Origin of the sequence: Thermogemmata fonticola (assembly GCF_013694095.1) — a bacterium.
GTDB lineage: Bacteria > Planctomycetota > Planctomycetia > Gemmatales > Gemmataceae > Thermogemmata > Thermogemmata fonticola.
The window spans coordinates 89491-111130 of the sequence record NZ_JACEFB010000002.1; the positions used below are offsets into that span (position 1 = coordinate 89491).

A 21640-nucleotide genomic window follows, 5' to 3' on the forward strand; every position below is an offset into this window, starting at 1 on the left:
TCGCCCGGTGGAAGTATGGAAACCGTATCGCCCCCGTTACCACCCGCCCTGATGCAACGTCTGGTCATGGCCGTGATGGTCCATGGCATTCCGGATTCCCAGGTGGGTACAGCGTTTGAGATCTTAGTTCATGCCTTGCGGCACCCGTTGGCTTACGTTCGGGAGTTGGCCGTGGTAGCTCTGGCCGAGCTACCTTTAGGCTCATCGAAACGGATTGCAGCGTTAGTAAGGGCGTTGCAGGATGACTCGGCCCGCGTGCGGCGGCGGGCCGCTCGTGCCCTGGGAGATTTCGATCCACCGGCCTGGCCGGCGATGGGCATGCTCATCGCAGCCTTGCGAGATGTGGATGGCAGTGTGCGGCGGGATGCGGCGGGTGCCTTGCAGCGCTTCGGACCTCTGGCGGCTCCGGCGGCTCCGTCCCTGGTGGCTCTCATTGCCGATCCCGACATGCGGACGCGGGCCGTCGCTTCGGCGACCTTACGCAGCATCGGTCCTGCTGCTGTCACCGCCTTGCAACAGGCCCGGCTCCACGCCCATGCCGAACTCAGAGCGCGGATCGATGAATGGCTCTCCCGCTATGCCCTCGCAGTAGCAACCACCCCTCCACCGGGCGAAACCCGCTCCCTCAGTCTCTACTCAACGGATGTCCTTCCACCGCTCCCGTCCCCAACCCATTCGGTTAGCCCTGAGACTGCGTCCAAAAACGCCAGCGAAACGGCAGACCCTTCCCCCACCCTGTCGTGATATGGTTCAGTTAGATTCCCCCTTGGGCGGAAGAAGTGATATCTATCCGATGACCTGTTCCAAATGGAAGCAGGATCAGTCCCGCGATGTCTGATCCCGCTCTGTGGTCTGTGAGGTCGATTTTCGGGGGGACCGAGCTTGTCGCTCTTATTCAAGGGCGATTCCCTTCGCAGCGCTTTCCGTCCCAAGCTCCGAGCATTCTAGCGGATTTGCGTGATGTCCTTGATGCCATCGAGAAAAGGTTCCGGGTCTTTCAGGAAGGCCGCCAGAGCTGTAGCGAAGGTCAGCGTCTTGCGATGTTTCCAGATGAACTCCATGGCCCGATCGCCGTAGCGGAAGATGACTTCCAACAATTCTTCGTTCCGGCCGATCTGTTGGAGGCTGCCGTTGTCGAACATCATGCGGAGGCGGCGGCCATTCTGAAGTTGTTGCAGTACGGAGAAGGCCCGCGCTGCGGGTGCCCCTTGAGCTTGGATCACCGGCATGGCTACATCTCCGTGGCGCATCAGAGCACGGGCCGCCTCATCTCCGTGTTGGCGGGTCAAAATCACTGCCGCAGGACGTTGAACGACCCAAGCGGCCTCATCCCCGTACCGCGCCAGGAGCCGGATGACTTGGGTGGCGTGTTGTTCCCCCACCTGCTCGACGTAGTGGAAGACTTGGGGGCCAACTTTGCGCGCGGCGGTGTAGGCGTCCTCCCCATGCCGGGCGGCGAGGCGTTCCAGTCGGCCAGCTAAGGTTTGCAATTCCTGCGCGGATAACCGCAGCCCGAATTTCTTGGCAATATATTCCGCTGTCTCGCGCGCCGGGGCAGCTCGGCCTTGGCCCCAGCAGGGCAAGATTCCCAATAAGACCACCAGCAGCGCCACTGCCAACAACGCGCTCCCAAATACCACATGTCGCTTCATCGCACTTTCTCCGATCTTGGCCCGGAGATAGGATCCTCTGATCACTCCTGATCCCGCTGGGGCGTAGGAGTGAGCAGGCTCTGCAATGCGGCTTGCCGGACGGCTTTACGCTCCTTGGCAAACTGTTGCAGTTCTGCCCTAACTGCTTGGGAGATCTCTTTTTCCAATTCATCGAGGTTCGCTTCTACCTGCTTAGCCAATTCACCTTTGCGATCGAGAATACTTTCGATGATCCAATCGATCGCTGCACCCACGATCAATCCAATTCCGAAGGTGACCGCTCCGGATGCCATCCCCGCGGCGCTGGTACTCAATCGTAAACCTAAACGGGTCAGAATTTGGGTAGCAATCGCCTCTGTGATTTTTGGTGGGGAGATGATGCGAGTGGCAACCAAATCACCCGCCACGGCTGCCAGCTTGGTCGAATCATGGTAAAGCAGTTTCTTTTTCGCCTGCTGGCAAGCCGCGATAAGACTTTCTGTGTACTTTTTCTGAAGTTGCTCCCGATCCCATTTGGCGAATGGAGTGGGGAAATCTGCCACATCTTCCTGCAATTTCAGAAGCATGTTGTTTTCGATTTGCTCCACCTCTTTCAGATACGCTTTGATCGTTTGCTCCACGACTTTTTCGAGGCTTTCTGGGGCGAAAATGCATTCCGCAAACTTTTCTTCCAGGAAGCGTTTATGCTTCTCGCAATCTCCGAAGGGGAGCAGGTCCTGCAGCCAACGGCGGGTGCTGCCCCAACCCAGTGCATAATCTGCGAATTCCGGGCAGCCTTGTTTCGCATCGCCGAAGAAACGTGGAATCGCCTGCATCTGCCGATCGAGGGCCTCTCGGCAGAGCCGTTGTGCTTCTTCTTCATGTTTGCGGATGCGTTCTTCCAGCGATGGTCGCTTTTGGGTCGTCTTCTCCGGGGCGGAGAGTGGCTCGGACGATGGAGCCGCTTGCCCGCGGACCCAACTGACGAGCAAGACGCCAGTGAGCACGCCCGTGGTCAGTAGCACCCAGTAGAGCCAGGATGGCAGGGCTGGGGCGGTCTGCGGATTGGCTCCATTCTGCGGGACTTTGCTTTGGCCAGAAGTTGGGGTCACGTGCGTCATTGAAAGTTCTCCCAGAAGATAGGGTGGAACGGCCGGACCTCCGGGGTTTCCCCCATTCGTCCTTCCACAGGATCAAGAGGCGGCATCTAGGGATTTGGTTCGTCGAAATCGAGAATTTATTTGGCAGGGTGCAATTGAGGTGCTGCGGGGGGGGGGAAGCTGCGGATGAGCTGAGACAATGGTGTAAGAGCTTAGGGGTGAGGAAGATACGGGATAAAGTCAGGCCGGCAGTTAGGTGGCGGGAGGTTGACCGAGGGGGAAAGGATCAAAGCGGAGGCATGTGGCGGTGCCGCCGGGCGGTGAGCGTCCGGTCGATTTGGCGTTGGGCATCCCGCTGACGGAGGGCTTCCCGTTTGTCGTATTTCTTCTTGCCTTTGGCGAGGGCAAGTTCCACCTTGGCCCGGCCGTTTTTGAAGTACAGCCGCAGCGGGATCAGGGTCAGTCCTTCCTGTTGGGCCTTAGCGGCAAAGCGGGTAATCTGCTGGCGGTGGAGGAGTAACTTGCGTGGGCGCTTGGGCTTGTGATTGAGCACATTCCCATATTCGTATTCGGGGATTTCTAAGCCGTAGAGCCAGACTTCGCCATCTTCCACACGCGCGAAGGCATCGTCGAGCTGAGCATGGCCGGCCCGCAGGCTTTTGACTTCCGTTCCTTGCAGAACCAGGCCGCACTCCAGGCGGTCCAAGATATCGAAATCATACGTGGCACGGCGATTCCGGCAGATGATGTCGATGCCTTCTTCCGCCGACTTTTTCTTCTCCTTGTTCGCCTTGGACATGGCGCCTATTCCTCTGCTAGAGTTTGCCCCTCAATTGAGCATTCAGGGGAAACGATGGCGGCTCGACCTCGTGCTGGTCTCAGCTCTTCCTCCGCTTTCCGGCAGGGGACAGCCACCCACCCCCGAAGTTCCCCATGCAATGCGGCGGGTTTGGGAAGTTGTGTCACCGGCGCGATACCTGTTCCCACCAGCGGCCCTTTCCCATTCCGCGGTATCCCGTCTCGGTCCCCATTATAAACTGGATGTAACGGAAGTTGTAGGTACGGGTGAAGGGGAATCTTCGTGGGGAGGATAGAAGTGTGGTAGGCGGCTGGGGAATTTGATCTTTGATTCAGGTAGGGGTGGGGGGATGGCTCAGCGGCGATACGTGATCCTAGAGCACAACTGGCCTGCGGTCCACTGGGATTTGCTGCTGGATGTCGGGGCGGTTCTTCGTGCATGGCGGTTGTGGGAGGAGCCAGCCGTCGGGGTAACGATGCGGGCGGAAATCAACGCGGATCACCGGCGGATTTATTTGGATTACGAAGGGGAAGTGAGCGGAGGGCGGGGGGTGGTCCGCCGTTGGGATGCCGGGGTGTATGAGGTTGTGGCGGTGGTCGGGGACCAAGCCGAAGGGGTCGAGCAGCCGGCGGGAGGAGACGACACTGGCGTGATGCCGTGTCCGAAGGAGTTGGTGGTACACCTGTGGGGTCAGCGCTGGCAGGTTCGTTGCCGCTTGTGGCGTGTGGAAGGAGGTGAGGTCGGGGAATATCGGGCGGCGTTCACGGCTTGGACGGAGGCGGTGCCACAGCTTCAACCCGCGTGCGGCCCGCCACCGTGAGGTTGCCGTCGTGGACTTCCAAAGTTAGGATTTGCGACACGGGATGCGGTTGGTCCGGAAAGAACCGGAACAGCCCCACGGGGTTACTCCCGTGCCGATACCATGTAACATCGATGTGGGAAGCGCGGGCCGCCTCGCTAAGAGCATCCAGAATGGATTGCCGGGCGATGCCCAATTGTCCGACCCGCAAGTCGCAGACTTCCACTGCCACGACGTTGATTTCTTCCGCCACCAGCCAGATTCGCAATTGCAAAGAGATCACTGTGCTCCACCAGCCCTGTCCGTAGCGCACTCCCAAGTGGAGTCGGTCGCCCACGATGGCCACACGGGGGGAGTGGAATCCCGACGGGAGCCAACCGGCAAAACTTCCTCGCGGTCCCATCATCTCCGCGAAAAAGCAGTTGAGTTCCTCCGCTCCGATTCGGATGCCCCAAGCGGGTCGGGTCCGAACTTCGTACTTGAAATCCTGGATGCGAGTGACCAAGTGGGAGGCTTTCTCCCGCGTGTCGTAGGTGTCGGGAGGGGATACTTGCCGATAAAAAGCCGGTTCAGCCTTGATCAGTCCGGTGAGGATGGCAAGCACCGCAACTAGAAGGATCATCGGCAAGGCGAACGCCGTCCAGCGTTTCTGACGGTAGGTCATCACGGAAAGCCTCGTGTCGAACCCGCAAACGGGTAAGTGCCAATTCGAAACAGTGAAGCATTCCCAGGCATAACCGGGAAAGCGGCCTGCGTCCAGAGCGATCGGCAGGAGGGGTCAATGAGTGATGACCGGCGGGGTCAATCCCGCAGTTCGCGTCCGGTGAGATGGAGGAAGACCCGTTCCAAGGAAGGCGGCCGAGCATCGATGGCCGTGATCTGGACGCCGACTTCCGCCGCCAAGCGCACGACGCGGGGGAGGACTTCCGCGACATGGTCTGTGAGAATTTCCCAACGTCCATCTTTTTGCACGGCATTTTTGACGCCGGGTAGGAGGGGCAGCCGCTCCAGGAAGTCGCGGTTGGCCTGTTCCACCGTCAGCAAAAGCTGGCCATCGAGCAGGGCGAGAAGGCGGGGAAGGGTGTCGCACGCTCGGAGACGGCCGTCGTCAAGGATGGCTAGACGCGGGCAGAGGGCTTCCACCTCTTCCAGGTAGTGACTGGTATACACAATTGTCATGCCGCCGCGGTTGAGGGTCCGGATCAACTCGAAGATGTAATTGCGGCTTTGGGGGTCCACCCCCGTGGTCGGTTCATCAAGAAACAGCAAGCGGGGGCGGTGGACAATCGCAGCGGCCAAATGCAACCGCCGTTTCATGCCTCCGGAGAAACTTGCCACCCGCTCCTCGGCCCGCTCCTCCAGCCCGACGGCCTGGAGCATCTCCGCGACTCGGCTTTCCAATTCCGAACCCTCCAGGCCATAGAGACGGGCGAAGAAGCGGAGATTTTCCCGCGCCGTCAGATCGGGATAGAGGGCCAGTTCCTGGGAAGCTAGTCCGATCCATCGGCGCAGGTCCCGGCGACGGCGATGGAACGTCTGGCCGAACAGGCGGACCTCCCCTCCATCCGCATCGAGCAAGCCGCAGAGTATCGAAATGAGCGTGGTTTTACCCGCCCCATTCGGCCCCAGTAATCCGAACAATTCCCCTTCATTCACCGTCAGTGAAACATCGTCCAGAGCGACGGTGTCGCCGTAGCTCTTGCGAACATGAATCACTTCGAGAACGGGGCGGCTCATGGTGACTATGAATTGTTCTAGCGGTTGATCCGACGGCTAACAGGGGGCGGAGATCACCCTGCGATTCAGAACCCCTTAGCTCCAAGCTGAGGTGTGCCCTGCGGGAGGTAGGAAGATGCCGACCTCAGATCATGGGCGGACGAGTCCGGATCGGATTCGCAGTGTCAACGATCGTTCTCCCGATCCCCGCGGCCAGTATGTGCTGTACTGGATGCAGACCAGCCGCCGTCTGCATTGCAATCATGCCCTGGACGTGGCGGGGTATTGGGCGGTCCGACTCCACAAGCCTTTGGTCATTTACGAGGGGTTGAAGCGGCATTATCCCTGGGCCAATGCTCGGCTTCACGTCTTCGCCCTGGAGGGAATGCGGGACAATGCCGCGGCAGCACGCCACTACGGCTTGACCTATTGGCCATTTGTGGAAACGCCGGATTATCCAGGGCACGGTTTGGTCCGACGCTTGGCAGCCCAAGCCTGCCTCGTGGTGACCGATGATTACCCTGCCTACATTGTGCCAGCCCATATTCAGGCGTTGGCAGGCTCGATTCACGTACCTTTGCTCTGTGTGGATGGCAACGGACTGATTCCCCTGCGGCAGTTGGGACCGCTGCCGGGTGCTGCCGCCCATTTGCGCCCGCGGTGGCACCGTCACTTTCCCCAAGCCTGGCAGCAGAGAGCGGCGAGCGTTCCGGATTTCCCCGCTTTTGTGAGGCGAACCGTTACGCCTCCCTTTCCTGTTTGGGATGTCCCGCAGGACCTAACCACGGCCGTGTCCCGGCTTGGTATCGATCAGTCCGTTCCCCCTGTGCCAGCGACTCCTGGTGGCACTCAAGCTGGCCAAGCTCGTCTTCGTGAGTTCGTGGCTCATCGACTGAGTCGCTACGCTGCGGAGCGCAATCAACCGAGCGATCCGCAGCAGGGGGCATCCAGCGGCTTGAGTCCCTATCTACGCTGGGGGCATATTAGCATTCAGGAAGTGGTCGAGGCGGTACTAGGTCCCGATTGGTCACTAGACGAGCTAGACAGGAGTGCAGCGGGACGGCGCGAAGGATTCTTCTGCCGTGATGCTAATATCAACGCTTTTCTCGACGAAAGCTTGATCTGGCGGGATGTCGGCTACGTCTGGCACTACTTTTTCCGCCCCCAGGTGTTGGCTATGACGGGCCAGCCACCGGGAACGGTCAGTTGGCATACGGGAGCGCATCCGCCGCACTTCCATTTTGCTCGCTGGGATTTTTCTACGGGATCCAGCGATCCACTGGCCTTGGTGCTGCCGAAGTGGGCCTATACCACCTTGCAGCAGCATGCACAAGACCCCCGTCCTTACAGTTATGATCTGGAGCAATTCGAGCATGCGGACACACACGATCCCCTCTGGAATGCCGCCCAGCAAGAGCTGCTCCTGACCGGACGCATCCACAACTATCTCCGCATGTTGTGGGGGAAGAAGGTCCTGGAGTGGTCCCCTTCGCCGCTCCAAGCCTACTTCATCCTGGAACATCTCAACAACAAATACGCTCTGGATGGGCGGGACCCCAACTCGTACACCGGCATCCTTTGGTGCTTTGGTTTATTCGATCGGCCCTGGACTCCGGAGCGGCCCGTCTTCGGCAAAGTCCGGTACATGTCTTCGGAGAACACGGCTCGGAAGTTCCCTTTGCGCGGCTACTACGAGTATGTGTCCCGCCTGAGTGCTGCGGCCAAGGGAACAGCTCCGTCTCGACAAGGCCATCTTTTCCCATACAACGATGGCACCTGAGAATGGGGAGCGTGTGGATAACACTGACTCAGGCTATCCGCAGGTTGAGGAGATAACAAGTCGAGGGAATCCATGAGTTCCACCACGAAGCCACCGAGTAGCAAGTGTGACATAGCCCGTCCAGAATTGGCCGATCAGGGATTGCGGCGCATTCGCTGGGCCGACCAGGACATGCCGGTGCTGGCACAGATTCGGGAACGGTTCGCCCGCGAGAAGCCGCTGACAGGACTGCGCATGGCGGCCTGCTTGCATGTCACCTCGGAGACGGCGAACTTGGCCCGAACCCTGCAAGCCGGCGGCGCGGACCTGATGCTGATCGCCTCCAATCCGCTCTCCACACAGGATGATGTGGCGGCGAGTCTGGTGCGGGATTTCGGCATCGCCGTCGCTGCGATCCACGGAGAAGATGCCCAAACCTACTACAAGCACGTGGCGATGGCACTGGACCATCGTCCCCATATCACGATGGACGACGGGGCGGACCTGGTCTCGGCCATGATCTTCATTGCTATTGACCGCCTGGATTTGCTCAGCACCCACCAAAAGCCGGTCCGGGAATGGGCCGAGCGTTTCAGCCCCGAACAGCGCAAGCAGTTGTTCAACGACATCATCGGCAGCATGGAGGAAACGACCACCGGCGTGATCCGCTTGCGCGCTATGGAACGGGATGGCGTCCTCAAGTTTCCTGTGATCGCCGTCAACGATGCGGAAACCAAACACTTCTTCGATAATCGTTACGGCACGGGACAGAGCACAATCGATGGGATCATCCGCGCGACCAATTTGCTCTTGGCCGGCCGCAAGGTGGTCGTGGCCGGCTATGGCTGGTGCGGCAAAGGGGTGTCCCTACGTGCCCGCGGCCTGGGAGCACAGGTCATCGTGACGGAAGTCAGCCCCATCCGTGCTCTCGAAGCGGCTATGGATGGATTCGCGGTGATGCCCATGAGTGAGGCGGCCCGCATCGGCGATCTGTTCATCACCGTCACCGGCAACAAGCATATCATTCGCCGGGAACATTTCCTGGTCATGAAAGACGGCGCTCTGGTGTGCAACAGCGGCCACTTCGATGTCGAAATTGATCTGGTCGCCTTGAAGGAAGAGACTGTGCAGTTTACCCCTCAAGTCCGGCCGGAAGTCGATGAATATCGCCTGAAGAACGGGCGCCGTATCTACGTCATCGGCTCCGGGCGGCTAGTCAATCTGGCCGCTGCCGAAGGGCATCCCGCCAGCGTCATGGACATGAGCTTTGCGACTCAGGCGCTGGCCACCGAATACTGCGTCAAAAATCGCGGCAAGCTCGCCCCCAAGGTCCACGATGTCCCGCGAGAAATCGAGGAATATGTGGCCCGCACCAAGTTGGCGACCATGGGGATTGCCATCGACGAAATGACGCCGGACCAAAAGGCCTACGCCGCCTCTTGGCAGCACGGCACATGATTTCCAATCCCTGCTGCCGAAGCGGTCCCGATAGGCTGCTTTCCGGACCATCACCCCGTTGTTTCCGGTGGTAGATGCGAACCGTTCCTCGCGGGGAGAGTCGAAACGGCGGGAGGGTGGCCTCCCTCCGACATGTCATCGCCTTGCCAGGAACCACTCAGCGGCTTTCCGTTTCGGCGGTAGATGCGTTCGATCCGCTCGCGGGTCAGGCCGAGGACCTTGTCGAAACGTCCGAGTTTGAGGCCGGCGATCCCGGTCTCATAGCTGGCCAGATTGTGGAGGATGGCGACATCGTTGCGGATTTCCCGATCCAGTTCCCGGCGGAAGAGCCAGCGGATCAGGCGCAATCCTCCAGTGGGACCAGGATAGCGGGACCGGGCAAAGCCGATGGAGAAGACGCGTGTGCGCTGCTGGTCCCACGGAACATAGAAGACATAGACACGCCAGCGGACCATCCGTTCGCAGCGGCCTGTGGCATCGGTCCACCAATGGTCGAAGACGGAGTGGACAGGGGAGAAGCGGGTGGTCCAGTGATCGTGGAACAGATCGCCGCGGCGCAAGCCCAGCCAAAGGGCATAGAGCCAGAAAATCCGCTTGCTCGGCCCGCGATTGCGCACCCAAACGGTGTCGTCATTCGCCTGGTACTCCACCACGACTTCGTGCAGCCGCTCCAAATCGTAGCCGAAAGTGCGGTGGACGGTGCCGCTGTGTTCGATTTCATTGAAGTTGTCCACGGTCAGCTCTAGCGGAGCCGGGGCGTCATGCACGAACGTGCCGATGTAGTAAAATCCCTCGGCTTCGATGGCGGGGAAGGCCGCCTGGCTGTCCCGCGGTTTGATCCAGACGAGGCCGTGGATTTCGCGGGTCTCATAGCTAGAAATGCAAGCGTGGAGTTTGGGCGTCGCAGGACTTTCGCCTTGACCGTCGGGAGAAAACGTCCAGCCGTGATAGCGGCAGCGCAAGCGCTCGCCGACGACTTCCCCAGCACTGAGCTTGAAACGCCGGTGGGGGCAGATGTTGGACAGGGCGCCCACCTGCCCGCTTCGAGTGCGGAATAGGACAATCGGAATACCCGCCAATTGCACCTCAAGCGGTTGCCCCCTCAAGTCGGCACTGCGAGCCACAGGATGCCAATGCTCCAGCATGCCCATTTCGATGTACTCCCGCAGGTGATGGCGGCGGCGATTTCTTTCATCGGTGTTTTTGTCTTGCCAGGGATAATGTAAATGGGAGCAACAAAGATGCCAGGAGCCAGAGGAACGGACACGATTGGATTCAGGAGAAACCATGTTTACAGGATTGGTCCAGGCGATGGGAATGGTCCGCTGGCAGACGGGCGACCAGAGTGGCCGGCGAATGCTCATTGGTGGTACGCCGCTTGTGGAACGACTTTCAGTGGGAGATAGCGTCGCTGTCGATGGCGTCTGCCTGACGGTCGCCGCCAAAGAGGGGGATGGCTTCGCCGCCCAGGTCGGGCCGGAGACGCTGGCACGCACCACCTTGGGCCAACTGCGGCCAGGAGATATGGTGAACCTGGAACCCGCCCTGCGTGCCGGAGACCCCTTGGGCGGCCATCTGGTCACTGGACATGTCGATACCGTGGGAACCATCGTCGCGGAAGCTCACGAGGGAGAATGGCGCTATGTGGACATCCGTTACCCCTCCTCATTTGCCGATTACCTGGCGCCGCAAGGGTCGATCGCCGTCGATGGTGTTAGCCTGACCATTGTCTCCTGTACCGAGGATCACTTCCGTATCATGTTGATTCCCCACACTCTGGCTGTGACCACACTGGGGCGCAAGAGTGTAGGGGCCGCAGTCAATCTCGAATTTGACCTCATTGCCAAGTATATTTGTCGTTTGGTGCGCCGTTATGTCGGATCAGCGAATGCCCATTGAGCGAGATGCCATGACTAGCCAGTCGGATCATTCGGGAACGGTGAGCCAGCCAGAGGGGCAGGAGGCTACACCACCGGCTCAGGTCAATCGTGCTGCGGAGATTCCTCCACCCTCTGAGGAGATGGGAGCAGAGCCGGACTCAGCGGCAGGGGAGGCGAAGGCAGCATCGCCCCGCCAGACGCTGCGGTATCTGCGGGACTTGCTCGCCGCCCATGGGATTCAAGCCAAGAACAAGCTGGGGCAGAGCTTCCTGATCGATCTGAATCTGTTGGACCTGCTGGTACGCAGTGCGGAGCTGGATCGGCGCGACGCCGTACTGGAAGTCGGCACGGGAACCGGATCACTCACCGCGCAGCTCGCTGATCAGGCCGGAGCCGTGGTGACGATCGAGATCGATCCGGCTTTAGCCGCCATTGCCCAGCAGGTGGTTGGCCCTCGCCCCCACGTGCGTTTTCTGCAGGGGGACGCCTTGGCCAACAAAAACCAGATGAATCCCCAGTTGCTCGCAAGCTGGGATGAAATGGCTCAGGCCTTCTCCTGCAGCCGGAGGAAGGTAGTAGCCAATCTGCCGTATGTGATTGCTGCCCCGGTAATCAGCAATCTGCTGATTGCTCGCGAAGATATCGAACGGTTTGTTGTCATGGTGCAGTGGGAAATCGCCGAGCGTCTGCGAGCCGAGGTGGGCAGCAAGGATTACAACGCCCTCTCAATTCTGGTCCAGAGCCTGGCGGAAGTCGAGGTGATCCGCAAGGTGGCGCCGAGCAACTTCTTCCCACGCCCGCAGGTTGATTCCGCCATCGTTCGCATCCGTCCCGATCCCGCCCGGCGAGCCAGGGTGGGGGATGTGCCTCGGTTCCGCGCCTATCTCCGCGATCTGTTTGTTCACCGGCGCAAGAACCTGCGCCAGGCTCTGACCGGCTGGCCTCGCGGCCGGCAGGATAAAGCCACCGTCGATGCCCGCCTCCGCGCCCTAGGCATCGATGGTCAGGCACGCGCAGAAGACCTGACGATCGAGCAACACCTGCGCCTCTGCGAAGTCTTCGGTTAAACCCTGGAATCGTGGCGGCATTCCTGCGTTCCAGGTCAGGGGCGAGTCCAGTTTCATGACACCGTGACCTTCCTCAGCGTGCCACCAGGGGCAGGTGAGGCAGTGCATGGGGGGGCGGGAAACAGACCGGATGCTGCTGGTGTTCCACGCCGCTTTCGCGCAGCAACTCCGGTACGCGCCGAGATACGTACTGGTAAAGTTCCTCCACGGTGAGGGTTCCGTCAGAGTTGCGATCCGCCGCTCGAAAACGCTGGCCGAGTGCTTCCAGAATGGCATAGGTGAAGACCCCGTGTTGCAACGCGGCGTCCTCATACGACTGCTCGTGGAGATCGCAAGCCGCGATGATGGCCGGCCCCTGCCCCAGGGGTACCAGCCGCCGCAACAAGCCCGCCTCGGCTGTCCTTCCGGAACGGCAGGCATCCAGCAGCACTAGCTTGCGGCAATTCAGGCGGCTTAAGGCGGCCACCAGCTCTTCTCCCCCGATCGCTGTGCGGGAGGCGGCCTGCGGGGCATAGTCATGGCAGCAGAGGACAAAGGAACCTTCCACGGCGGTGCTAGACCATCCGACGATGGATTCCGGTGTTGAAGCCTTCCTTTCCGTTGCGACTACATCCCCGTGACAGGCGAAGAACAGGATGACCAGATCATCGGGCTGGAGTTTGCCTTGCTGCTGGAGCTTTTCCAGTTGGGTCAGCGATTCGTGTAGGGAAGGACGGCGGACCTGCTCGTCCAGCAACAATTGCAACTCTCCCCGTGTGAAGTGTTTCTTCGGCCCCTGGTAAGCCAGCCACGCTTGGCGCAGCGCCACGGCATCATGGCGGGCATAGGTCAGATCGCTCAGACCACGGGCACGAACTCGGTCTGCCATGCGGTGGGCGGAGTAATCGTTAACTCCGACAGCGAGTCCGAAGAGCTGCCGTGGTTGGGGTGGCGTGGTCTCTTTCCGCAAGTAATGAACCGCTTCCGCCCGGCCTCGTGCGGGATTGTATGCCAGCGCCGTGATCTGGTTCTCGCCGGTTCGCAACAAGGACGCTGGCACTTCCAGAGCCTCCTGGAATGACCTTTGCCCACGCAGGTCCCACGTACGATAGCGGTAATCGTTGAGCCATAACTCGACGCGTTCCGGCAGTAGATCGGGATTATTTCCCGGAAGTTGCACGCTCAAACGCAAGGGTACGACGGGACCGCGGACCTCCGTTACGTCCACGGCGAGTTCCAGCGGCGGCGGTTCCACTTCCCGGAAGGACTGCCGCAAGGGATTTTGACCGCGGCCCAAGCGAAGGGCTTCCGCTACCGAGCGAGTTTGTAGCAGCCGACGGATGACCTCCGGCTTCAAAAACAGATGCTGGAAGCGCTCCAGAGGATGAAACTGCGGTGTACCATCCACCGCAGCGTCGTTGACGTGCCAACCTACATAGCGGTCGCCATGCGGGGAGTCGGTGTAATAATAGTTCCCGTGCCACATCCAGAGCACGCTGTCACTAAGATGTCCTTGTTCATCGAACACCGGGAACCATTTCCACAGGGGACGCTGCTTGAGGCGTGTCGGACTGGCTCGCAAGGCCTTCCCGGCTTGCCAAGCGAAAAAATACTCGATTCCCGATTGCGGCTGACGCAGCTTCTCCAAGGCTTGCGGGATGGTGCCTTTGGGCGGTCGATGGCGGCGGCGGTCCCAGACCAATTCCCCGTCGACGGCAAGCAACACGATGGTATCGCCAGGAGACAACCCAGCTTCCCAGGCGGGTGAACCGACATCCACTGCCGTGACAGTCAGTTGGCCGTCGCGCGCGGCAAAACTAGCTCCCAAGGCTGCCTGAGACGGCCAGTCGGCGAGGCTCCACGCTGCCACGGTTTGGTCGGAACTAGCAGTGACAAACCATTGACCCTGTGCATCCGCCACAATTGCATTCACTTCCGCGCCATGACCAATGTAAAGCTTGCTCCGCGGCAACTCGGCCTGCCCCGTGCGCGGGTTGAGCCGCACGTGCGCCGGATCGATCTCGAACAGGGAACAGCCATAATAATGGCCGACCAGCAAGCGCGGCGGTCGATCGGCAGGAGTGGGGACGAAGGTATAACAGGTCGGAGCTTGGTCCTGATCCGCATCCAGGGCGAGACGCCAGCGCGGGCCGGAACCATCCGCCTCCGGACGCGCGACATACCAGACAAAACGGGAGTGTTGGTCCGGCACGACTCGCCAACCCCGATCCGTGTCGCGTACGCCGATCCAGCGATGAGTGGTGTCTACCGTGGTCCGCAAACGTTCCAGATGGTAGCGTATCCAAGGGCCTTTCCCTCGCGCGTTCGGATGCCAAGCCTCTTCCTGACGCTGGACCTGGATACCCAGAATTGCTCCGTCTTCCGAAAGATTGACGCCATAGAGTCGCCGGCCCGCTCCGCGAATAACACTTGATGGTGTCACGCCCTTGTCTGTGATCCGCAACAAGGCCACCTCATCAGCGTCCCCCCCGGCCACGGCCAGGTAGTCGTCCCGCTGCGGATGGAAAGCGAGCGCCTCGACCCGCCCTGGATGAGGCCAGTGACGATACGCTGGTTTGTCTTTCGACGCTTCATCCCAAGCATACAAGCGGATATGGTCGTTCCCTTCCAGATAGAACCGGGGCTGGCCTGCTGGAGCAGGTCGGGCACTACCCACTCCCACCGCAAGCATCCGCCCATCCCGGCGCCAGGCCAGACAGCGCGGAAAGTGATCCTCCGGCAAAGGCAGCGGCACGGTTTGCTGGCCATCCGCGGAACGCAGCAGCACCAACGGACCTTTCAGAGCGACTGCGAGCCACCGGCCATCCGGCGACCAAGCCGCTTGATGCACTGGATAGCGGGGATGGGGGGGGAGATGCACCCGAAAGAGCAACTGGACAGGCGGGACTTCGGGCGGCGGTTCCTCACCTGGTCCTTCAGGGAGCGAGCAAGCCACCACTTGACCGGCATACGACACGGCCCAGAGGGTTTGGCGGTTGGTAAAGTGTAATGCACACGGAAAATTGTAAGGCGTCCTTCCCCCTGCTGCGGCAAGAGAGGGACAGCGTCCGATGCATAGCGGAGCCGACCAGGTGCGGCCGTCCGGTTGGGGGACAGTGAGTTTCTCCGGTTTCCAGAGCCACAAACTGCCGTCTGCCGTTCCGAAGGCGACACGTTCCCCCTTCGGATCAAATGCCACAGCGGTGACAGCATCAAAATGCGTTTGTCCTTCCACTCCACGCGGCCAAGTGAGGGCGAGTGTCTTGCCGCTGCTGCTATCCAGGATCGCCACCGAACTGATCCGTAAGCCGTATCCCCCGACGGCCGCCCGCCGGCCATCCGGACTCACCGAGACAGCCTTGATTCCGCCCAACTGATCCCGCCAAGCTCGCCAGCGTAATGTCCGTTTTTGTGAGGCGGAATTGTCCAGGGTCAAGCGGCCGTCTCCGTCCGCTTGGCAGGGCCACAGACGCACGACCTTGTCATCCCCTGCCGCATAAAGATATTTCCCATCCGGAGTGAAACCCAGCACATCGCACGTTCCGTAACGGCCTCCCGCTTCCAGGCACACTTCCGGCTCATCCCGCGCTCGTCGGTCATATTGCTGGCCATGCGCCTCCCCCGCTCCCCATAACAAGAGCCACGCGATGATCCCCGCGCCCCCTCCCGTTGGACTCCAAGCACCCCCTAACCGCATGGTATGGCTCCTGTTCTTCCCGAACTTCTCCACATCCGTAACAACTTGGCCGTTTCCCGACCATGCTGACCCTACTCTAGCCTACACCATCCTGATAATGCAGAACGAGACGTTTCCGAGGACACATCATCAGCCCTTCGACAGCCCCCACGCTGCGAGACATTGCAAACCTGCCAGGGCTGCCTCGAAATATGCCCATCCGCAAGCTGGAACAGCGAGAAAGGACCGCTTTTTTCTGCTTCTCATCCGGCCTCCAAAAGGACTGAAGTCACCGCCCCTGGACCTGCCGTTATCCAGAGGTGAAAAATTTTCCATTTTTTACTTGACAAGTTCGATTTTATTGTACATACTTTCAATAACCTGACGGCGAATCGGGTTTTCTCTTCGAGTAGGAACCTTCCCACGGAGCGAGAGATCACCCCGCCATCGGGTAGAGTTGCCAATGCTGGAGGGTAAAAAATGACCGGCTCTTTCACAGTTGGGTATCAGTCGCCTATTGGGAAGTCGCCTGTTGGAAAGTCACCTATTGGGATCGTTGACGGAGTTTATTTCGATACTTCATAAAAAATGGATTAATGTAAAAGATAAACTAATGATAAGTAGAATAATTGATCAACAATCGGATCGGATATATGCCGGCGCGAACAGGTGCTCGCGGGGCGGGAAGTGGAAGGGTAGATTCGTCTTCCCTCCGAAATGCTCGCCGGAGTAGAGTGTAGGCCCGTGTCCTGATGGGAGGGCGGAAGCGATGCGTGTGTGTCTGGTCGAAGATGAACGAGTGGCAGCTTTGGAACCGCTAGTGGCGACACGTCCTGTCGGTCACCTGGTCTGCGGCATCACGACGCTGGCGGCCAAACAGCAGCGCTATCTGTCGGCCACGGAAGTGGGATACTGGTGCCGGTCTCACGTGGCCGAATGGTTGCGGTCCCAAGGTTGTGCGGAAGCGATCAATGATGCCCAATGGTTGCAACGTGCTCCCACCTTACTGGTCAATGGACGATGGCTGCCGCCAGGAGGGCATGTCCGCATCAAGACGGAAGGCGGCCCCTTCGTGGCGTGGCTGGGCGATGAATGGACTTATGCCTGGCTGGAGCCGGAGCAGTTGGCGGCTTGGCTGGAAGAAGGCAGTTTCGCCTCGCCGCAATGGTGGAGGCAATGGCCGGCCCAAACAGCGACGGGTCGGATCATCACCTATCTCTGGGAGTTGCTGGATTGCAATGGTGCGGAAATCGCACGGGATATCGCAGAAGGCGATTATGGCCATTGGTGGCCGGAAGCATCCCGCCATGTTACCGTTTTGGGTCCAAGTGAATGGCTCTACGTTCATCCGACGGCCGAGATCGAACCCCAAGTGGTGATCGATACACGACCCGGACCCGTGGTGCTGGAAGCGGGGGTTTGCGTGCAAGCCTTCAGCCGCATCGAAGGCCCCTGCGCCATCGGAGCCGGAAGCATCCTCTACGGCGCGAAAATCCGAGGTGGAACAACGATTGGTCCCCACTGCCGCATCGGCGGAGAAGTGGAGAACAGCATCGTGATCGGCTACACCAACAAATATCATGAAGGTTTTCTCGGCCACAGTTACGTGGGCGCTTGGGTCAACTTGGCTGCTGGGACGCACACCAGCGATCTGCGCTGTGACTATGCACCCGTGACTGTGCCTCTGCAAGGAAAAGAGATTTGTACAGATCGGCGGAAAGTGGGGGCCTTCATCGGGGATCATGCCAAAACTGGGTTGGGCGTCTTGCTCGATGCGGGTACTGTGGTGGGTCCGTTTGCCCAGGTCCTGCCAATGTCGAGTTTTGCTCCCCGCTTCATTCCGGCATTTCATCGCGCCAGTGAAGCCGGATTGAAAATGCTCCGAAATGTGGACCGTTTACTGGCAACTGCCCGGATCGTCATGCAGCGGCGGGGTTTCACTCTGACGGCGGAAGGGGAACACCTATATCGCTCTCTCGCCTCGTATGTCTTTGAAACAGCCGAGGCCCCGACAACCAATGGCCCGTCTGAAACACCGACTGTCATCCCGATGCGAAAGTCCGCCTGAGAACCGTGGGAAAGCAGTCTCAGCGGGGATAAACGGAGGAGTTCCATAACGTCGGCGACCTGGATGGCCGGAGATAATCAGTCAGCGGCGGAACAAGCCGCGGAGCAGTTGCCTCAACCCGCGCCAGCGCTCCCGCCAGCTTCGGGAATACCCGCAGCGGAGCATGCCTTCCAGAATCTGATGTGTCGAAGAGGAAAGCGGCAGGACGGCCTCCTCATAGTGGGGGCGGAATCGACCGCGGCGAACCGATACGACTTGAGGCACAGTCAAACTTAGCAATCCCTCCGGCCCTTGAGTGACGCCCCATCCGCTAGCGCCTCGTCCGCCGAAGGGTGTGGCCGGATGAGCTGTCGGAGCCAAGACGTCATTGACCGTCACATAACCCGCCGGCAGTTGAGCTGCCAGATGCTGTGCGAGTGCCATGTCCTTCGTGAAGATGGAAGCTGCTAGAGCGGAGGGGCATTGCCGGGTCAGAGCCAAGGCTTGCTCCACTGTGTCGAAAACGGCAATCGCAGCCAGGGGAGCAAAACACGGTTCCCGCATCACCGCGGCCTCAGCGGGTGTGTTCCAGAGGAATGTCGGCCGGCAGCCAGGAGCGGCTTCCGAGCTGGGAACGAAGAGGGGGGTGGCACCTTTCTCCACCGCATCGGCAAGCAGGCGGTGAAACTGCTCCTCTTGGGCCGGCGTTTGGAGAGCGAGGGGGGAAGACCGCTTGACGCGGGCCAGCCACGATTGCAGGGCGGTATGAAACGCCTCCGCAATGGAACGTTGTACCAGAATACGCCGTACAGCGATGCACGTTTGGCCGCGATTGAAGGTCATCCCAAACCAAGCCGCTTGAACAGCGAGGGCGATGTCAGCGTCGGCCAGGACCCACATCGGATCGCAGCCGGATAGCTCCAGCGTCGAAGGAATCAGACGTTCCCCCAAACGGCTGGCCAAGCGGCGCCCCACCGCTTCGGAACCGGTGAAGAGGAGATAGTCGATATCCGCTTCCGCCAATTGAGGTCCTGCTTCGCGAGTAGCCGGGAGTATCTGCAGAACATCGCGATCCAACCCCGCTTGCTGGAACACTTGTCCGATGGCCTGCGCGCAGCGCGGCGCCTGCTCGCTCGGTTTCCAGAGGACGCTATTCCCCGCTGTCAGAGCTTGCGCGATGGGTACGATGTTGAGAAACAGAGGATAATTCCACGTACCGATGATGCCCACGACACCCCAAGGCCGGCGATGGACAACATCACGACAACCCCAAAGCCAGAGCGGCCGATCCCAAAGCGAAACTTTGCGGGGGGCCAAGATACGCCGAGCATGCCGTTCCAGAAACTTCAAGGCGCTGGCAATAGGAAGCAATTCGGAAGCTAAAACTTCCTGGGGTGATCGCTGGACATCATCGTAAGCGGCCTGCCAGAGACGCTCCCGCTGACAAATGAGTTGTTCTCTCAAGCGGCGAATGAACTGCAACCGTTGTGAGACGGTTTTACCGCTCCAACTCGGCAGGGCCGACCGCGCGGCGGAGGCTTCGCGTTCTAGGGGCATTGTCATGGAGTCAAGGGATTATAGGGATTCCCACTTCCGTTTTTGTAGGGAGATTGTGAGCATAAAGCCGTGTCTGATCAGCACGCCGCTGGGTTCCCTGAACGCCGGAAGTGGATCGCTAGATCCTGACGATTCAGTCGAAGTGGGTGGCCAAGCTGATGATTCCAGTTCTAGACTATTGTGTCGCCTTCTTGAGGTCCTCCTCCAAGGTGGCCATCTGAGCGGCGCGATTGATGATGATCCCTTTCTTGTCCGTAACGAGGATGTGCGGCACGACAAGTATCCCGTAGGCATTGGCCAGGGGACTTTTATCCAGTCCTCCGGGAGCGAAGAGATGGATGCCGGGCATTTTGTGGGCTGTTAGAGCTTCGGCGGCGGCCTTGGCATCATCATCGACGCTGATCACGACCAGTTCGAGTCCCTTCGGACCGTAGTCCCGGAGCAAGGATTGCAGTTTGCGTGCATCCTCAGCCAAGGTACTGCTCCAGCTTGCCGTGTAATACACGATGACGGCTTTATCGCGCAAACTGCTAGTGTCGAAGGTCTGTCCGTTGCCCAAGAGAGAGCCGGTGAGACTCAGCGGTTTACCCACGCTTTCCAAGCGGCGAATGGCGCCGGCGGCCTTGGCGGCATGGGAATGCTGACGATAGCGCGTGGTCAATACCGTATACCATTCCCTGGCCTTGGATTCGCCTTGGGGTGTAAACTCCAAGGCCATAGCCAAGCGCAAAACCGCTTCCGGTGCATCCTCGCTATCCGGATACGTTGTGGCAAACTCTTCCAAGGCTTTGCGCCACTTCTCCTGCACAGCGGCGAAACTTTCGGGAGAAGCGCTGCGCAGGGCCAAGCTGTTCTCGGCCAGCAGGAGCCGGAATGCCGCATGGGCGGCCAGAGGGGATGAGGCCTGGTGCAATCGTTCTTTCAACTGCCGTAAGCGAACCAGATAGGAACCATCAGCCTTATCCCCTTCGGCGGCACCTCCCAAGCTGTCAATGAGCAAACGTAGCCACGGTTCCTGTTGCGGGCCTTCGGGAAGCTTCGCCAGGATTTGCTCCAGGACCTTGACCCGCTGAGCATTGTGGCTGGCCAACGCCTCGGCCGTGGGGGGGGTGGGAGTTTGCTGATCGATTTCGTGGAGTTGAGCCACAAGGTCTTTAATGGCATCGGTTATGACCGGTCCCTGGGACGTGGTCGACATTTGGCCGAGGGAGGGGCCATCGATTAGCTTCCAGGCCCGTCCGACTAAAACCATTTCACCCAGAGGCAAAAACCGTGCGGTCTCACCGTCGTAAACGAGGAGCATGGCTTGCTTGTGCGTGATCCAGTCATCGCGCAGATTCCAGGTGTCGCCGGGGATAGTTTGAGGCGGGGCTAATTCAAGATGGCCCCAGCGTGTTTGTGGGGAAAGTTTCAGTTGCTCTGCGGCCTCTAGCACGCGTTGGCCGACTCGTGCCGCTCGTTCCAAAAGTGGCCCCGCTTTATCGGCTGGCATTCCCAGGTAATCGAGATTGGATTTGTTAAGGGCTAAGGCTTCGGCCCGTCGACTGTCACGCGTCAGGATCGCTTGCAGAAGTTCCTGGGACAACTCCTCAGGAGACAGGACGACCCACTCATCGACTAGGCCGTCGCGATTGCGGTCCAGTCCCCATTTGCTGCCATTAGGACCCAACCAGCGGTATTGCACCGGCTCTGTGGTTCGCGTGGGGTAAACCTCCCGAAATGCTTCCACACCGTTGTAATAATATGCCACAATGTTGTAGCTTTGATTGTCGTAGCTGACAAATTGACGCAGAGGCAGGCCTGCGGAGTCACGCACAACGTACCCCAGGGGAGTTCGCCCATCCTTCGGGTTCAGAATCGGTTCCACCTTACACGTTTTCCACTGCTCCGCAGGGGGCGTGGAGATCAGCAATCCCGGATATTTCGGCTGCCGCCGGAGTGCCTCCTCGACGCTGAGTGCGGGGGGCTGCCCCGATGCCGAGTGGGCCATCACTGCCGTCAGCAGCATCGTCGCCGCCAACATCAGCGTCCTTGTGCCTTGCCCCTTCAATTTCCGCTGGGTTTCCATCCGCTGCCCTCCATGCAGAATACTGGGCCTTTTTTCTCTTCGGCAAACATGGCGAGGGAGATTGATGGGAAGCCGGCCTTTCCTGAGGGAGATAAGGCTCAGGA

The 21640-nt window shown here is 59.8% G+C and carries 16 protein-coding genes; 7 read left to right on the forward strand and 9 right to left on the reverse strand.

Going from position 1 to position 21640, the window contains the following annotated elements; all coding sequences use genetic code 11:
• Positions 1 to 15 precede the first annotated feature (15 nt).
• Positions 16 to 744: a HEAT repeat domain-containing protein gene (locus H0921_RS03970; protein ID WP_194536749.1), complete on the forward strand. Its 729-nt coding sequence runs from the start codon at positions 16 to 18 to the stop codon at positions 742 to 744.
• Between the two features lie 200 nt (positions 745 to 944).
• Here the strand turns inward: H0921_RS03970 and H0921_RS03975 are convergent, their stop codons facing one another.
• From H0921_RS03975 to smpB, 3 genes are all read right to left on the reverse strand, one after another.
• Complete coding sequence (locus H0921_RS03975; RefSeq protein WP_194536750.1) at positions 945 to 1652, reverse strand: hypothetical protein; 708 nt, start codon at positions 1650 to 1652, stop codon at positions 945 to 947.
• Positions 1653 to 1693: 41 nt separating this feature from the next.
• Positions 1694 to 2752, reverse strand: a complete 1059-nt coding sequence (locus tag H0921_RS03980; RefSeq protein ID WP_194536751.1) for a hypothetical protein — start codon at positions 2750 to 2752, stop codon at positions 1694 to 1696.
• Positions 2753 to 3017: 265 nt separating this feature from the next.
• Entirely contained in the window at positions 3018 to 3530 is a 513-nt protein-coding gene (smpB, locus tag H0921_RS03985) for an SsrA-binding protein SmpB (RefSeq protein WP_194536752.1), read from the reverse strand.
• 349 nt (positions 3531 to 3879) lie between these two features.
• On the opposite strand from smpB, the gene H0921_RS03990 reads away from it, so the two are divergent.
• Positions 3880 to 4350 (forward strand): DNA polymerase ligase N-terminal domain-containing protein, encoded by a 471-nt coding sequence (locus H0921_RS03990; protein ID WP_194536753.1) that lies wholly within the window; start codon positions 3880 to 3882, stop codon positions 4348 to 4350.
• On the opposite strand, the gene H0921_RS03995 is transcribed toward H0921_RS03990, so the two are convergent.
• The gene (locus H0921_RS03995) at positions 4292 to 4996 is read right to left on the reverse strand and encodes a hypothetical protein (RefSeq protein WP_194536754.1); all 705 of its coding nucleotides are present in this window, start codon (positions 4994 to 4996) and stop codon (positions 4292 to 4294) included. The two genes, H0921_RS03990 and H0921_RS03995, sit on opposite strands and share 59 nt — an antisense overlap.
• Positions 4997 to 5130: 134 nt before the next feature.
• Positions 5131 to 6066: an ABC transporter ATP-binding protein gene (locus H0921_RS04000; RefSeq protein WP_194536755.1), complete on the reverse strand. Its 936-nt coding sequence runs from the start codon at positions 6064 to 6066 to the stop codon at positions 5131 to 5133.
• A 115-nt stretch (positions 6067 to 6181) separates the two neighbouring features.
• Here H0921_RS04000 and H0921_RS04005 point away from each other — a divergent pair, with 115 nt between their 5' ends.
• Both H0921_RS04005 and ahcY read left to right on the forward strand, forming a co-directional pair.
• Complete coding sequence (locus H0921_RS04005; RefSeq protein WP_228498985.1) at positions 6182 to 7825, forward strand: cryptochrome/DNA photolyase family protein; 1644 nt, start codon at positions 6182 to 6184, stop codon at positions 7823 to 7825.
• Positions 7826 to 7897: 72 nt separating this feature from the next.
• Entirely contained in the window at positions 7898 to 9262 is a 1365-nt protein-coding gene (gene ahcY, locus H0921_RS04010; protein WP_194536756.1) for an adenosylhomocysteinase, read from the forward strand.
• A gap of 50 nt (positions 9263 to 9312) precedes the next feature.
• On the opposite strand, the gene H0921_RS04015 is transcribed toward ahcY, so the two are convergent.
• Positions 9313 to 10551, reverse strand: a complete 1239-nt coding sequence (locus H0921_RS04015) for an aromatic ring-hydroxylating oxygenase subunit alpha (protein WP_228498986.1) — start codon at positions 10549 to 10551, stop codon at positions 9313 to 9315.
• On the opposite strand from H0921_RS04015, the gene H0921_RS04020 reads away from it, so the two are divergent.
• Complete coding sequence (locus H0921_RS04020; protein WP_194536757.1) at positions 10550 to 11161, forward strand: riboflavin synthase; 612 nt, start codon at positions 10550 to 10552, stop codon at positions 11159 to 11161. The genes H0921_RS04015 and H0921_RS04020 overlap by 2 nt on opposite strands.
• 10 nt (positions 11162 to 11171) lie before the next feature.
• Positions 11172 to 12209 (forward strand): 16S rRNA (adenine(1518)-N(6)/adenine(1519)-N(6))-dimethyltransferase RsmA, encoded by a 1038-nt coding sequence (gene rsmA, locus H0921_RS04025; RefSeq protein ID WP_194536758.1) that lies wholly within the window; start codon positions 11172 to 11174, stop codon positions 12207 to 12209.
• 73 nt (positions 12210 to 12282) lie between these two features.
• Here rsmA and H0921_RS04030 read toward each other — a convergent pair whose 3' ends face one another.
• Positions 12283 to 15885 (reverse strand): caspase family protein, encoded by a 3603-nt coding sequence (locus H0921_RS04030; protein WP_194536759.1) that lies wholly within the window; start codon positions 15883 to 15885, stop codon positions 12283 to 12285.
• 748 nt (positions 15886 to 16633) lie between these two features.
• On the opposite strand from H0921_RS04030, the gene H0921_RS04035 reads away from it, so the two are divergent.
• On the forward strand, positions 16634 to 17932 hold the full coding sequence (locus tag H0921_RS04035) for a putative sugar nucleotidyl transferase (RefSeq protein ID WP_194536760.1): 1299 nt from the start codon (positions 16634 to 16636) through the stop codon (positions 17930 to 17932).
• A gap of 81 nt (positions 17933 to 18013) precedes the next feature.
• Here the strand turns inward: H0921_RS04035 and H0921_RS04040 are convergent, their stop codons facing one another.
• Positions 18014 to 19474, reverse strand: coding sequence for an aldehyde dehydrogenase family protein (locus tag H0921_RS04040; RefSeq protein WP_194536761.1), 1461 nt, complete (start codon positions 19472 to 19474; stop codon positions 18014 to 18016).
• Positions 19475 to 19643: 169 nt separating this feature from the next.
• Entirely contained in the window at positions 19644 to 21536 is a 1893-nt protein-coding gene (locus tag H0921_RS04045) for a redoxin domain-containing protein (RefSeq protein ID WP_194536762.1), read from the reverse strand.
• Positions 21537 to 21640 lie beyond the last annotated feature (104 nt).

Coding starts and splice junctions, on each gene's coding strand:
- H0921_RS03990 (WP_194536753.1), top strand. CDS start 3,880: ATGGCTCAGCGGCGATACGTGATCCTAGAGCACAACTGGCCTGCGGTC.
- H0921_RS04040 (WP_194536761.1), bottom strand. CDS start 19,474: ATGACAATGCCCCTAGAACGCGAAGCCTCCGCCGCGCGGTCGGCCCTG.
- H0921_RS04030 (WP_194536759.1), bottom strand. CDS start 15,885: ATGCGGTTAGGGGGTGCTTGGAGTCCAACGGGAGGGGGCGCGGGGATC.
- H0921_RS04035 (WP_194536760.1), top strand. CDS start 16,634: ATGCGTGTGTGTCTGGTCGAAGATGAACGAGTGGCAGCTTTGGAACCG.
- ahcY (WP_194536756.1), top strand. CDS start 7,898: ATGAGTTCCACCACGAAGCCACCGAGTAGCAAGTGTGACATAGCCCGT.
- H0921_RS04045 (WP_194536762.1), bottom strand. CDS start 21,536: ATGGAAACCCAGCGGAAATTGAAGGGGCAAGGCACAAGGACGCTGATG.
- H0921_RS04020 (WP_194536757.1), top strand. CDS start 10,550: ATGTTTACAGGATTGGTCCAGGCGATGGGAATGGTCCGCTGGCAGACG.
- rsmA (WP_194536758.1), top strand. CDS start 11,172: ATGACTAGCCAGTCGGATCATTCGGGAACGGTGAGCCAGCCAGAGGGG.
- smpB (WP_194536752.1), bottom strand. CDS start 3,530: ATGTCCAAGGCGAACAAGGAGAAGAAAAAGTCGGCGGAAGAAGGCATC.
- H0921_RS04000 (WP_194536755.1), bottom strand. CDS start 6,066: ATGAGCCGCCCCGTTCTCGAAGTGATTCATGTTCGCAAGAGCTACGGC.
- H0921_RS04015 (WP_228498986.1), bottom strand. CDS start 10,551: ATGGTTTCTCCTGAATCCAATCGTGTCCGTTCCTCTGGCTCCTGGCAT.
- H0921_RS04005 (WP_228498985.1), top strand. CDS start 6,182: ATGCCGACCTCAGATCATGGGCGGACGAGTCCGGATCGGATTCGCAGT.
- H0921_RS03980 (WP_194536751.1), bottom strand. CDS start 2,752: ATGACGCACGTGACCCCAACTTCTGGCCAAAGCAAAGTCCCGCAGAAT.
- H0921_RS03970 (WP_194536749.1), top strand. CDS start 16: ATGGAAACCGTATCGCCCCCGTTACCACCCGCCCTGATGCAACGTCTG.
- H0921_RS03975 (WP_194536750.1), bottom strand. CDS start 1,652: ATGAAGCGACATGTGGTATTTGGGAGCGCGTTGTTGGCAGTGGCGCTG.